Below are 14,028 nucleotides of genomic sequence, written 5' to 3' on the forward strand. Positions count from 1 at the left end.
CCGATAGGAGAAGCAATTCGCTTGCGGTTTGGAGATTGCTTTGCTACATTTCATTTCGCTCGCAATGACATAAATAATTTTGCGTAACCACTTACCTCAAATGCAATGTTTACGACGGACTACGCCTCAATTTAATAAATGCTCACAATTAATTCTTGTAGCTCAGTCTGGGAAAGCCACACCAGTCATGGGGTCGCGGATATACAACCCTAGTGTGAGACTACGCAATACTTCATCCCAAACAGGTATTAGCTGTTCTGCTTGATCTGCCCAATAATCGAATGTAATCAAACACTGAACATTAGACCCCAAACCAATACAAGTTCGCGAAAAGGCTTCCCGTGGTTCTTCCTGGGTGTCGATAAACTTAATTTCTGTCCAGACTATGCGGGCAGTTTGACGCTTGATAGTAAAAATTTCTCCCCGCTCAATTATATCACGACTGTCATCTTCCATTGCTTTCTTCAAAGCTGATTTTAGCGGAAACTGGCTCCAGTCGTTGGGTGGCAAGCGATTGAAAGATACTTCCAGGCAGCAATCATCATCTGGCGATTTTTTATCAAGAAACTTGAACGATTTTTTTTGTGGCTCCAAAACCCAATCTTGAGGAACATTGAAGCGAACAGATCCTCGATCTAGCACAAAAATCTTGTAGCCTGATGGAGATTCCCAACGGTGGTCGGGTTTTAGTTCAAGCGTTTCTTTAATCCACTGGAGATTGCTTTTTTTACGCTTTGCCATAGTGTTGAATGCAACTCTACTTTTTTATGGCGATCGCACGCTTGTTGGATCAAAGCAGGCGATCGCTCTCTTTGTTAATAATATCAAATTGTTCTTGTGTTGCATATAAACGATTTTGTCGCCACCTTCAGGAGTAGTTGAGAATAAAGTGCGATCGCCTTAGTTGGGTCAAAGTAGGCGATCGCTCACTTTATTAATAATATCAAATTCCTAGCTATTAGGGTGCATTGTCGCTCGTACAAAACACCACATCAATAGCGTTAAATAAAGCTTCGTAGCCACGTTTACAATCTTCCGATTGCGGATAAGATTCTGGTTTGTACTTTGATGGATCTGCAAAGACCGCTTCGTTAATGATAAATGTCAGGAATCCATCTTGAGCAGCTTTTAAAGTTATATGATTACGCTCAGAAACAAACTGCAAATCTTCTGGCTTCAAAACGTTTATAGCTAAAGCTTCAAATGGGTCGGTTCTAGCTGATACCGGTTTTTTCATCACTTGTGCTAGCAACTGTCCCCACCTTGGCTGCCCTGAACGTGCTGGCACAAGAAGGCACGAATCAAGTTTAAGTAATTCTGCGCGTAACCCGTCGTAGACATCGCACCTCAGTCGTGAAGATTGTTATCGCTAGTATGCAGTATCTCACCTGGCGCAAATAACCTTGGACATTTGATAAGATTTTAGCGATCGCGTACAGTGCGTCGTCATACAGCGGTTTATACGAAATTGTCACAAACTCGCATCAATTGATAGGTCTATATTTGTAGCGATCGCACTGACCTCACGATAATCATAACTGCTGAGTGCAGCGCAAAAAAATCGATAAAGTCTAATTTAGTTAGCAAAATAACCTTTGACTTACTCAAAATGAGCTTTTGCTTACTCATTTGGGTGTTTTCCGCAAGTCAAATGAGCTTTGACTTACTCAAAATGAGCTTTTGCTTACTCATTTGGGTGTTTTCCGCAAGTCAAATAAGCTTTGACTTATACCATTTCTGTGTGAAGATGCGCCTAATTTAGCCCACGGAGGTGGGCTTCGTTCGTTTAGCCGCGAGTTTACTCGTCGGGTTATTAAGCGCAGCCTCATAAAGAATTGGTATTACTCAAAATAAGCTTTTGCTTACTCATTTTGGTCTTTTCCGCCGTCATTAGTTGCCAGTGTGGACAGCAACAAGTGAAATTAACTAATATTTTTGCAAAATTCAAAAAATCTGCTTCATTCCCAGATACTGACATCATGTCCGCGCAATCACCCATAATTCATGAAGAACCCTACCCACCTGTGGCACCCGGACCGCAAGCAATACAGGGTTGAGGAGCGGTTCTTTTATTATGGCTGTTTGACCGGGCATCATATGATTTAAAAAATATTGGAATGTCTGCATTTCCTGAACATATTAAATTTACAATAAATTCTTTTAAATCTGGTATATGGTAACATGAACAACCGTATGTAATATTAATCGCCTATGGCTCTGAAAGTTCTACTGTTTATGACTGGGGATTGGGGGGTATAGCAATTGCTTTTGCGTCTTGTAAAAACTCTATAACGGATTTTTGGAACAATTGTTATATAGTTATACTAATTCTCTATAAAGTTACATTTAATTTTACTCCCCTATAGTCCCCCCGATATCGGAGAGACGCTGACAGACGGGGGGTTATGATGCATATTTATATAGAAACGGTATTAGACCTAAATCCTTACGCCAATTATATGACCAACCAGCTTGAAATCGTTAACGAGCAATCTTATAGTAAAGAAACAGGGGCAATTATTGCTATTTTTATTGCTATATTAATTTTTGGCATTATGCCCATCTTAATCAGATGGAGCGAAAATGAAATTGGTCCCAATGCTACGATGTTCAATCGTTGTTGGATAGCGTCTGTATTTTTTGGTTTGTGGCAAGAGATTTCGCTTATACATCAGCGTTGGTTGGGAGAGCAACCTATTTTGAAGGAGTCATTAAACAACCAACAAATCCTGCTATTGTTAGCAACATCTGTGTTTTTCTGCGCCACTCAGCTTTTTTGGGCTTGGTCTTTGACTCAGACTAGTCTTGCAAATTCAGCGCTAATACATAATTTGACTCCATTCTTCACTGCACTCGGAGGATACTTACTCTTTAATCAACGTTTTGATTATAAATTTCTCATTGGTCTGATTATCGCATCTGTAGGAACAATTGTCCTTGGATTATGTGACCTGCAAATTGGCTCTATTAAACTTCAAGGTGACTTACTTGCTTTTCTCTCAGCACTATTCTATGCTGCCTATTTTCTAGGAATTGAAAAACTCCGAACACAATTAACAGTTACAACTATCCTGAGTTGGATTTATAGGATTGTTACATTGTTCTTTGTGGTGATTCTATTAACTGTCAAAGATGAATGGTTTCCCCATTCTTGGAATGGCTGGCTGGCTGTTATTACTCTAGCTCTAGCTCTTATTGTCAGTCACGGGCTGCTAGTATACAGTCTCAAATACCTATCTTCTAGCTTTGTAGCAATGATTAATCTTTTCGATCCCGCTGTGACTGGCTTTTTCGCTTGGATGATCTTTGCAGAGGCATTGAATTGGTTGAACTTGGTGGCTTTTGTCATCATCGTTTTAGGTATTTACCTTGCTTTAAGTAGTAAGGGAGCAATTAAATCTGTTGCGGAATAATATCGTGTTTAGTTAAAGACTTATCATGGTTGTCCGCGTTTTTGTTACTGTTAATTAAACAGACATGATATTGTAGGCGATCGCACACTTCGTTTCTCTTAAATAAATTGCTATGCCCATCATTCTTCCCTTTGTAATTCAGGCTGTTTTGCCTGTCCTCACCACCATTTTTGCTCTTTTAGTTCCTGTATTGGCTGCTGTTATCAATTTTACCTTGACTCGTATCCCTAAAATTCCTTCGTATATTCGTCTTATCAAAATTTTGTATTCTGATATTGATTCATCTGCCAAAGAGCGCAAAATTATTAACGCGGGACTGCAAGCACGAGCGTGAGCTTTTGGAAGTGACAGAAGTATTAAAACCAAATGGTTCAAAGACCAACTTATTAAGAAGTGTTCGCAAACAATATCGTCTGCGACCAGTTGCTGATAATCTTTAGCCATGCCATATTGGTATGGAAGGAGTGCGATCGCAGCAATTAAAAAATCATTGGATATTTGGGATGTTTGAGATCATGGTGCGTTGCGAAGAGCGATAATAGACACTACGGGAAAGATGCGATCGCTGCGTAATTGCTGCAATAATTTCTACACTATCATTTTACCCTGTTAGATTGGGGCGGCAGTGGAGAGATGCGATCGCACTCAAAATTATCTTGATTTTTTACTCAGACACAATAATTGGAGTCAACTGTTGCTCAATTTCTTGGATGTAGGCTGTTAAACCTGTATAAACACCTCTTTCACGTAAAAGTTTCAAACTTGTATCTTCCCAGCACTGCTGTTCGCGTTTCATATCTTTGCCTGTTAGCTGCTCAACAATTACTTTTGGATTTCTAACTCGATCAGGTTCTTCCTGTGAGACAGAGCGTAGTCTGTGTGACTCTATGCAAGGGTCGAAATTCAATCGAGTCTTGATTTCTTCTAGAATTCGTTCTTCTTCATTAGACGGAATAAACCCATTGAGAACCCATGCTTCACGCTTTGGATTAGCTGTACCAATAACAATTTTTAGTTTGGGCTGTCGATTGATATGTTCTGAGCGTGCTTGCTCAAGTCCTTCTCTACGCTCTGGTTGATTGTCTAAATCACGGATAAAGATAACGGCTTTAATCTGTCGTATTTTTTGAAGAAAATCTACCAAATTCAGAACCTTAATAGATGCTGCTCCATCAGCTTTTAACGGTACAGCCTTATTATAATGACCCAGAAATCTTGAAGGTTTATATCTTAGTTTTTCTTTTGCATCATTAATGATTTTCTTAACGTCGCTCCAGCAGGAATGTTCTGTTCCTGCCTGCAAGCCACTCCAGTTAAATATATGTTTTATTATATCAGGCTCTAACCAATCAATTTGCTCCGTCAAAACGCGCTCGGCTAATTTAGTAGCTGTTCGTGCATCAGCACCACTTTCTACTATTACAATGAACTCAATCACTAACTTCTCCTGCAACAACCCAATCTTCACCCTCAGCATCCCAAAACTCACCAGTTGTCAAAGTTTGTTTTGCCCATTCTACATCAGGATGTTCATCCAGACGCTTGGAGATTGTGAAGCCGGAATTACTGTTATTTAATATATGTACTTGAGAAGGAACAAGCTCATCAATAATGTAAGGAGAGTGACTAGAAAAAATAATTTGCAAATTTGTATTATATTGAATGATTTCCTTAAAAACAGTCATCAACTCACGTTGTGCTTTTGGATGAAGTCCCTGTTCTACATCATCTAGAAAAACTAAATTAGGTTGAGCAGGGTTCATCAACACAGTTAGTAAACCTAAAGTTAGCATTGTTCCTTCGCTAATTGCATGGGCTGGAATACGATTACCTGTATTCATGTCTAATATCACTTCTTGCCCTGTCATCTCCTGATTTTCCTCGTAGGAAATAGACTTACCATCAACTTCGATTAAACGTTTGCGAATAACTGGAACTTTTGCTCGCTTGATGCCAATTTTGCTTACATTTGGTACAATTCGACTCAACATTTCCTCTATTAATTGAAATTTTTCTGGAGCCTCATTACGCAAAAAATCTAAAGTGGGTGCTAATCCTGAACCGTCGAACTCAACTCTCGGCGTAATTTCTTCACTGTAAGCTGCTTTCGCAAGATTACTTGCAACTAACTTCAAGTAAACAGCATATTTCAGAGATTGAGGAATTGGAGATGGAGATTCACTTAAAGAACTTGACCATCCTCCCAATTTTCCCGGCTTTCCATCTATGTTCCATGATGCTGTCGGATACCAATAATCATTGTTTTCCTGCTTCCAACTATAGGAAGCTTGCCAATTCTGCCGATTACTATATCCCCAAAAACCACTTGCAGTAACAGAAATATCTTTTTCCCCAATTGTTGTAATGAATTGAGGTGATCTTTCATACTGAAAAATACTTTTAAATTGTGAAGCAGCAAGCCTACTGAGATTATGTAATGCTTGTAATACGGTTGTTTTCCCAGCACTGTTTTTTCCTACTAGTCCATGTAATCGGGAACTATCAAAACTAAGTTCCGTATATTTATGACTTTTGAAATTATGAAGTATTACCTTTTCTAGCATTTGATTGCTAACATCCTTTCACAAATAATGGTGCGTTGCACTTTGCGACAACGCACCCTACTCTAGGGATGCGATCGCTCACTTTGTTAATATTATCAAATTGCTCTTCTGTTGCAGACCAACTTCATAAGGTAATACATTAACGCTTGCACCAGTATCCAGCAAAGCCATGACTTCGACAGATTCCCAAAAAGCCACTGCATTCTTTCGGGATTTTGTGAAGTGCGATCACCCTACGACTATTTTTGAGCAACTTCTGACCCTGACCAAGAGTCTAAGATAATCTTAATTATAGAATATCCCAGACCAAGGGTTAAGACACCTGATATGGCAGATCCCCAAGGGAGCATCCCAGTTTTGCAAAAAGCCCACAGGCTATAAGCCTGGGGCTATACAAACGAAGCCCAACCGACCTGGGCTAAGAGTTCTTCTAGCCCAGGTCGGTTGGGCTTGGTTCTTATAGCCGCACCCTTCTAGGGTGTCGGGTAAAATATTTGTTCAAAAGTGGGATGCTCCCGATCCCCAAAAACCTGGTGCAACAAATTGGTATTATTTAACAATAAATTTAACTACGCTTATAAACCATCTCCATTTTCAACTTCTCAATCTCCATTTTCAACTTCTCATTTTCCATCCTCAATTTAGCATTCTCCTCCCTCATCAACTCAACTTCATCCCTCTTACTCAAAGCTTGATTAATCGCTAACTTTCGCATATCTAACGAGAACCAACGTTGATAAGTTTGAGTGTGAACCTGCACGCTATGTCCCAAATTATCAGCCGCTGCTTTAATTGGTATTCCTAAAATATGCGCTCTAATTGCCCACGCATGACGTAAATCATACGGCTTAAAATCTAATCCTATTTTCCGGAACCACCAACTAACTCGTTGTGTTAATGCCGTTATTTCTGCATGATTAGTTTTATCTTTTTTACTAATTGTTATTGCCAGCAGTTCTAAATATTTAGGATTTCTTAAATCAAAATCTACAATCCATTCTTTATGTAAAGGTAATGCTTGTCTTTCCCCAGTTTTACACTCTTTATGTACCTTCCATGTCATGTCTGCATTTTCTTCACTTAACCACCAGTCGATATCAGGATTAATAAAAAGTTCCCGTGGACGTAAACCAAAAGTTGCTAACATGCCATAAGTCCATCGCCAAAGTTGCCAACTATCTTTTACATCTGGATTAACTTGATTACCTCTGTTATTTAGGTAATCTGCAAACTTGATAATTCCAGCGGCTATTTCCACATCACTTGGTATATTCCGGGAATTATTCTCCGGCATTTTGGAATATCTAGATAAATCAATTTCAATTTTGAATGTTATGCAAAACGCCGAAATAGCCCTCATTGCATTATATCTAGCCCATTCTTTATCAATTTTATCAATTGAATTTATCAGATTTTCTGGAGTAGCCAAATCTTGAGGATTAGTAAATCGCTTGGTTCGAGAAAAGTAATAAAAAAAAGTATGTTCGCTTTTTGTAGTGCGTTTATGAGTTTTGAAATACTCATTTTCAAACTCTTCTAATAACTCTCCTATTGTTTTAATGTCTTTTTTAATTGCTTCATTTCCTAAATATTTATCATTCCATTCAAAAGTATGTCTTGCAATTAACTTTCCTAATTCGTATGCTTCTTCTTCAGCCGTTTTTAATCCATCTAAATTAGCGGGAATATTCAAGCTGAGATTGTATTGCTTTCTTCCAGTGCCGTTTGTGTCTTTATCTCCCGGTTTAATGGGTAACGTAGCTCGTAATTGCAGACTTCCATTTGATTCCCTGATTGTCACCTTTGCCTTTGCAGACTTCAAACGTTGATTAACTTTCTCTAACTCTAGTAGTACCTTTGTTCTCATATACTCTCTTTGTTGCTGTGTTTGCAGACTGGAGCCAATAAAACTGCCGTCGGTAGATGAAACTGGCTCCAAGTCTGCAAAAGCTTGCTGATACTTGTCAAAATCCTGGTTATGCATCGCTGTGTTTTTAGCCTATATTTAGCCTAAAAATAAATGTGTTATCAGCGAACAATGCTTAAAACTCACACTGCTTACCGTAAACATTAGGCTATTTTTAGTCATTAAATCATAAAAAGGATTACTCCGGTCCTTATCACGGTTATGATGGCTTTGCTATCTTCGCTCGCGACATGGATCTAGCATTGAACAGCCCAACCTGGGGATTAATCGGCGCTCCTTGGAGCAAAAAAGCAGAAGCTAAAACAGCAGCTAAGGCGATCGCCTAAACAAAAATTGCAAAAAAAGGGATAGCCTGGGGCTAAAACCCCAGGAGAAAGTTGGGAATACAAAAATCAAAATTCAAAATTCAAAGTTCTGAATTTTGCATTCTGACTTTTGAATCATATTCCCCCTTTCCATCCCTCCCCACACGTAACGACTACAGCAGCTTGGAGAACTAGAAATGCCTCAGAATCCGGAAAATATTCAAGATCACGTCGAACTATTCCACCAACCGGAATACCAACAGTTATTTGAAAACAAAAAGCAATTTGAAAACGGACACAGCGCCGAAGAAGTTGCGCGTGTTGCAGAATGGACGAAGGGTTGGGACTATCGTGAAAAGAACTTCGCCCGTGAAGCATTAACCGTCAACCCCGCTAAAGGTTGCCAACCATTGGGCGCAATCTTCGCTGCTGTTGGTTTTGAAGGCACTCTACCTTTTGTCCAAGGTTCTCAAGGTTGCGTTGCTTACTTCCGTACCCACTTAACCCGTCACTACAAAGAGCCGTTTTCTGGCGTATCTTCTTCAATGACTGAAGATGCAGCGGTGTTTGGTGGTCTGCAAAACATGATTGATGGCTTGGCAAACTCCTACCAACTCTACAAGCCAAAGATGATTGCTGTCTGCACCACCTGTATGGCAGAGGTTATCGGTGATGACTTGCAAGCTTTCATCAACACATCTAAGAGTTCTGGTTCAGTTCCTCAAGAATTTCCAGTACCTTATGCTCACACTCCTAGCTTTGTTGGTTCCCACATCACAGGCTACGACAACATGATGAAGGGTATTCTTTCTAACTTGACCGCAGGTCATAAGAAAGAAACCAGCAATGGCAAAATCAACTTTATTCCTGGCTTTGATACCTACGTTGGTAACAACCGGGAAATCAAGCGGATTTGCGAAATGATGGGCATCGATTACACCATCTTAGCAGATAACAGCGATTATCTGGATTCACCCAACACAGGTGAATTTGATATGTACCCAGGTGGTACAAAACTGGAAGATGCAGCAGACTCAATTAATGCTAAAGCTACAGTTGCTTTGCAAGCCCACTCTACCACCAAAACCCGCGAATACATTGAGAAAGAGTGGAACCAACCAACCGTAGTTTCTCGTCCTTGGGGTATCAAAGGTACTGATGAGTTCTTGATGAAACTCAGCGAACTTACTGGTAAAGCGATTCCTAAAGAACTAGAAATCGAACGTGGTCGCGCAGTTGATGCGATGACTGACTCCCATTCATGGTTACACGGCAAGCGCTTCGCTATCTACGGCGATCCAGATTTAGTTTACAGCGTAGTCGGCTTCATGTTGGAAATGGGTGCTGAACCCGTACATATCCTTGTCCACAACAGCAATGAAATCTTTGATAAAGAACTCAAAGAGTTGCTAGCTTCTAGCCCCAATGGTAAGAGTGCTACTCTGTGGGCTGGTAAAGATTTGTGGCACATGCGGTCTTTAATGTGTTTGCTATCAGGTTAACTAAATATGCTATTGTGCCAGAGAGCCTAGATCAATTTTGGCAAAAATGGCAAAATTAAGGCTAAGAAGATTAGCGATCGCAGTTAAGGAAAGCACAAAGCAAGTAGTTAAGTATAATAATTTTCTTGCTATTTAAGTAGAAAGCGGGATTTTTCTCAATATAAATACGTAAATAGTAATATCAAAGTTTAAATAATCATAGGTAAGCTTGAGTATAGAAGTATTGATTTATTTGTTTGGATATTGAGCGATCGTTTTTCTCAAAGATGTTTAACGTTCCCATTAGCTGGCTGACTGGTGCTGTCAGGATTGGGATAACAATACAATAAACTCAGTTGCTTTGACTATTGTGATTTCTTGATATTTTCCTAGCGATAAAAGATGTTTGTCGCCAGTAACAATAGACATCTCCAGAAAAGAAAAAAGACCCCTCTCCAAACCTCTCCCCGAAACGGAGAGAGGCTTTAAAACCCCCTTATATTTATCATAAATTAGGAAGATACAGGTAGCGAAACAGAGATAATCAGCTGATGAAATTTATTTAGAGTGGGACGATGACCTACACTAACAAAGGTTGTCCCTGTCTCTAACAAAAGACTATAAAGATTTTCTTCATTTTTGACATCTAAAGCACTCGTTGCCTCGTCTAAAATGGCATATTTTGGTTTTGTCACCAATATCCGGGCAAAAGCCAGCCTTTGTTGTTCTCCTAAAGAAAGAACATCACTCCAATCTTTTTCTGCCTCAAAACCACCGAATCGTTCTGCTAAGTTTGACAAATTTACTTTGTGGAGGATTTGATCAAGTTCTTCATCACTCACATCAACTTTGGCGTTAGGATAAATTAACTGATCGCGTAAAGTCCCTAAAATCATGTAAGGACGCTGGGGTAAAAATAGCATTTCTTCTAATTCGGGACGAAAAATCACACCTGTTCCCGAATTCCACAAACCAGCGATCGCACGCAACAGAGAAGTTTTCCCACTACCACTTTCTCCCATAATTAATAATCCTTGCCCTGGTTGCAAGGCTACTGAGAGATTTCTAAATAAAGTTTTTTGATAATTAGGTGTCTCTAAAGTGAGATTTTCAACTGCTAAACGACTGTCTTTTACTATATTAAAAGTCCTTTGATTAGCTATTTCTTTTCTTGGGTGTTTGAGATATTCATAAAAGATGTATAAACGATCAATTGAAGCCGCAAATTTAGTGAATATTTCAAACTGATACATAATCAAATTCACTGAAAAAGCGACACTTCCAAACGCTCCCATAGCTTCTGTCACTTTTCCAACTTCCAGTTCACCTATGAGAATCTGGTGTCCCAAAATTAATGCTGGTAATATTAAGGTGAGATTGCCAAAAGGATATTTAAATATATTTAAATACAATTCTGACCATAAGATTAATCGCTTAAAGTTATTAAATACTTCATTGAAGAGAAGTTTAACTTTGTTGGCTTCTTGAGAAGTTCCATTATAGAAGGCAATAGACTCGGCATTTTCTCGAATGCGAACTAAACCAAAGCGAAAATTAGCTTCTTTTCTCAGTTGATTTAAATGTAGTTGAGTTAACTTTCTGCCGTAAAAACCAATAGTGAGCGAGTAAGCTAATATGGAATAAATTAATAAAGCAAAAACTAAATTTTTGGAAATAGACCAGAGAATGAGGCTAAAAGCAATTACGACAAAAATAGATTCTATAATATTTACAAAAAGCTGAATAGATTGTTGGCAAAAACTGGCGACATTTTCCGCAATGCGTTGGTCTGGGTTGTCAATGTCTTCGTTGGAATTATTCAACTCATAAAAAGCGCGATCGCTAAAATATTGATGCAAGAAGCGATCGGTTAACCACCGACGCCAATAAATCCCTATCGTCTCTCGCAGATATCCATAGCCAGAATTAAGCAAACCATAAATTATTATCCCCCCTAATGCAACTATTATACCTTGCCAAAAACGAACGCTATCATGGGCAGAAAGGGCAGAAATTAACTCTCCCTGTATAGTATTTAAGAACACCTTGACTTGAGTGTTGGCTAATAATAATAGTCCCAGAAGCAGAAGTAGAGCATTAGCACCTTTTTTTTCATTACCTAGCCAATAGAGTTTAGCGATCGCCCAAAACCGCTTAACCACCGTGAAGTTGAATCGATTCATTTGTATAATTTATATATTTTTTAGATGAATACTTAGAAACAAATGTTGTAATATTATATCGCGTTGAACAACTATAAATATAACACCTGTGTGTTTAATTAATAGTATTGCAACCATTGTAGAGACGTTACAAAAAAACATCTCTACACTATGTATGATAAGCCTGTCATTATATTACCTCTAAATAAAGTGCGGGTTCCACTTTATGACTTGAGATATTCTATCTGCCCAGTAACGCCACTAATTGTCCCACCGTGGCTGGCATATGGGTGAGAAGGATTATACCTGACTGCACCTAGATCGGTGCGATCGCTCTTGGGACTACGAGCAAAGCGATCGATGATTATAGAGTAAAATAAACGTGCGTCCCAATTCTGGGGGCTAGGCGTCATTTCAACTCGTGGTAATGGTCCATACACAGGTTGGTTGTCAACAAACCCAAGAAAGACTGATTGGATCTCAGCCATTGATCGAGGTGATGTATCGCAGACAAGAAGAAAACGCGATCGCACACTTGTATGCTCCGAACCGGACAGATCAATATAACCCAGGCTGTATCGATATCCTCCCCCGCTACTAATAGGTGGTAAGATAGCCGAAAACATCAGATAGCCATTTTCAACAATGCCTTCAGTATGTGCTGTAATTCGACCTGAATCGGAATATCCTTGTCCATCATTCAACTCATAAGCTATTTGCCCACAATCTGGATTCTTTGATAAGCTAATCCCAAATTTTAGACTTATTTTGTCATCACTTCTAAAGACCCAAGTAAATGGTGCAATGTTTGGTTCAAGATGTACTTCACAGTATTCTTCAAAATAGCGCATATAATTTTTCTACCAAAGAATAAAAAATCAGTTGACAATTAGGTTATGGTGATGAAATTAGCGATTTATGAATCACAATTCATTTGTAGTGATTCTACTAATAGAGGGAAGCAATAGCAAGAGATTAAATTGTATTTAAGTCGAAAGCGATGAAAAAAAGTTAGAAAATACCAGAGATATTTCATTTTAAAATGTTACTTTTTATGGTACAGAGTTAACGAGCCAAAAATGGGCATTTTTAAGGAGTGGTTTCGATTGTTAAATTTTTGCTTTTCATGAATATTTTCGGTAAACCCACGCCTAAAAATAGAATGAAATAGCCCTATACAAAATACACTTTGGTACTTAAGCTTATCCGCAACAATGAACCGATTCTACGTTATGCTGAGTAAATTACATCCTGTGACAACATTGGTGAGAGTTAAGAACTAAAGCATTCATAAAATTCAACATAATTACATGAAGGAGAACCGCATGACTACCGGAGCTATCATAATACCTGTTGATCAGATAATGCAAGATGCGACAAATTTTACGGAGCAAGAATTTACTGAGGTTGCACCCACCGCAGAATTACCAAAAGAATCCAATGTGTTAGACTCAGCCCCGCAAATCATACATAATTTAGGAGAAAACATCCTAAAATGGACAATACCCGAAGAGCTATCTGTAGTTGAGAGCTCCCCCTCACTAATGCCCTTGGCACAGAGACTTTTTCTCTGGTCTTTCGTCTACGGTATTGGACCCAAACGCTATTTGGAAATAGGAACAGATGCTGGTGGATCAGCTATGATTGTCAAGAGTGCGATCTACGCTTTGGGGTTGGACGATTTTCGTGGCGTTTGCATCGATCCTGAGTTTAAGCTGGCTCAAACAACACGCGACTATTTGGGTGAAAAATTTACCTACATTGAACAGAAGAATTCGCCGGAGGCAATAATTGAAGCTGCTCAAATAGCAGGTCCTTTCGACTTCATTCTGGTTGATGGAGACCATACCTACGATCATGCCCTGATTGATATTATGCTTGCGATACCTTATCTTAGTCGTGGTGGCTACATTTTGGTTGACGATGCGGCACACTCCCAAGTTCGTGATGCCATCAGTTATGTAATTGAGAATTGCCGATTGATCGACTGTGGTCTTATATGTCGTCACACAATTTCATACGAAGTATTGGTTCCATCTGGTGTATGGCAAGGAGAAAATATGCGTGCAGCAGGGCTATATCTGCTGCGTAAACCTTTGTAATTCAAGGTGGGGTGCAAAAGGCGCGATCGCACTAAAGCACCCTAGTAAATAGTTCCACTTTCTTGAGACGTTAT

General features: G+C 39.2%; 11 protein-coding genes and 2 pseudogenes. 5 read left to right on the forward strand and 8 right to left on the reverse strand.

What is annotated here, in order from left to right:
* Positions 1-162: 162 nt before the first annotated feature.
* Together TOL9009_RS0131645 and TOL9009_RS0131650 are read right to left on the reverse strand one after the other, a co-directional pair.
* Positions 163-741, reverse strand: a complete 579-nt coding sequence (locus tag TOL9009_RS0131645) for a hypothetical protein (protein ID WP_029637414.1) — start codon at positions 739-741, stop codon at positions 163-165.
* A gap of 217 nt (positions 742-958) precedes the next feature.
* Entirely contained in the window at positions 959-1,288 is a 330-nt protein-coding gene (locus tag TOL9009_RS0131650; protein ID WP_029637415.1) for a hypothetical protein, read from the reverse strand.
* A gap of 1,117 nt (positions 1,289-2,405) precedes the next feature.
* Between TOL9009_RS0131650 and TOL9009_RS0131665 the strand changes: the two genes are divergently transcribed.
* Together TOL9009_RS0131665 and TOL9009_RS0131670 are read left to right on the forward strand one after the other, a co-directional pair.
* Positions 2,406-3,413 carry a DMT family transporter gene (locus TOL9009_RS0131665; protein WP_084763418.1) on the forward strand — a complete coding sequence of 336 codons (1,008 nt, stop codon included), beginning with the start codon at positions 2,406-2,408 and terminating at the stop codon, positions 3,411-3,413.
* A gap of 112 nt (positions 3,414-3,525) precedes the next feature.
* Entirely contained in the window at positions 3,526-3,747 is a 222-nt protein-coding gene (locus TOL9009_RS0131670; protein ID WP_029637417.1) for a hypothetical protein, read from the forward strand.
* Between the two features lie 330 nt (positions 3,748-4,077).
* Here TOL9009_RS0131670 and TOL9009_RS0131675 read toward each other — a convergent pair whose 3' ends face one another.
* From TOL9009_RS0131675 to TOL9009_RS0131690, 4 genes and pseudogenes are all read right to left on the reverse strand, one after another.
* Positions 4,078-4,851: a hypothetical protein gene (locus tag TOL9009_RS0131675; RefSeq protein ID WP_029637418.1), complete on the reverse strand. Its 774-nt coding sequence runs from the start codon at positions 4,849-4,851 to the stop codon at positions 4,078-4,080.
* Positions 4,844-5,977 (reverse strand): AAA family ATPase, encoded by a 1,134-nt coding sequence (locus TOL9009_RS0131680; protein WP_029637419.1) that lies wholly within the window; start codon positions 5,975-5,977, stop codon positions 4,844-4,846. Before TOL9009_RS0131680 ends, TOL9009_RS0131675 begins: the two co-directional genes overlap by 8 nt.
* 111 nt (positions 5,978-6,088) lie before the next feature.
* Positions 6,089-6,160: pseudogene (locus TOL9009_RS50245) on the reverse strand (retroviral-like aspartic protease); the annotation flags it as partial.
* Positions 6,161-6,542: 382 nt separating this feature from the next.
* Positions 6,543-7,961, reverse strand: coding sequence for a site-specific integrase (locus tag TOL9009_RS0131690; protein ID WP_029637420.1), 1,419 nt, complete (start codon positions 7,959-7,961; stop codon positions 6,543-6,545).
* A gap of 110 nt (positions 7,962-8,071) precedes the next feature.
* Here TOL9009_RS0131690 and TOL9009_RS50625 point away from each other — a divergent pair.
* Both TOL9009_RS50625 and nifK read left to right on the forward strand, forming a co-directional pair.
* Positions 8,072-8,230, forward strand: a pseudogene (locus tag TOL9009_RS50625) (nitrogenase molybdenum-iron protein alpha chain); the annotation flags it as partial.
* A gap of 176 nt (positions 8,231-8,406) precedes the next feature.
* A complete protein-coding gene (gene nifK, locus TOL9009_RS41145) occupies positions 8,407-9,711 on the forward strand; it encodes a nitrogenase molybdenum-iron protein subunit beta (RefSeq protein ID WP_038298141.1) in 1,305 nt (434 codons plus the stop codon).
* Between the two features lie 491 nt (positions 9,712-10,202).
* Here nifK and TOL9009_RS0131705 read toward each other — a convergent pair whose 3' ends face one another.
* Complete coding sequence (locus TOL9009_RS0131705; protein WP_029637421.1) at positions 10,203-11,873, reverse strand: ABC transporter ATP-binding protein/permease; 1,671 nt, start codon at positions 11,871-11,873, stop codon at positions 10,203-10,205.
* Positions 11,874-12,076: 203 nt separating this feature from the next.
* Complete coding sequence (locus tag TOL9009_RS0131710) at positions 12,077-12,703, reverse strand: hypothetical protein (RefSeq protein ID WP_029637422.1); 627 nt, start codon at positions 12,701-12,703, stop codon at positions 12,077-12,079.
* Positions 12,704-13,177: 474 nt separating this feature from the next.
* Here TOL9009_RS0131710 and TOL9009_RS0131715 point away from each other — a divergent pair, with 474 nt between their 5' ends.
* The gene (locus TOL9009_RS0131715; protein ID WP_029637423.1) at positions 13,178-13,954 is read left to right on the forward strand and encodes a class I SAM-dependent methyltransferase; all 777 of its coding nucleotides are present in this window, start codon (positions 13,178-13,180) and stop codon (positions 13,952-13,954) included.
* Positions 13,955-14,028: the final 74 nt, after the last annotated feature.

Origin of the sequence: [Scytonema hofmanni] UTEX 2349, assembly GCF_000582685.1 — a bacterium.
In the GTDB taxonomy this organism is placed as follows: Bacteria; Cyanobacteriota; Cyanobacteriia; order Cyanobacteriales; family Nostocaceae; genus Hassallia; species Hassallia hofmanni.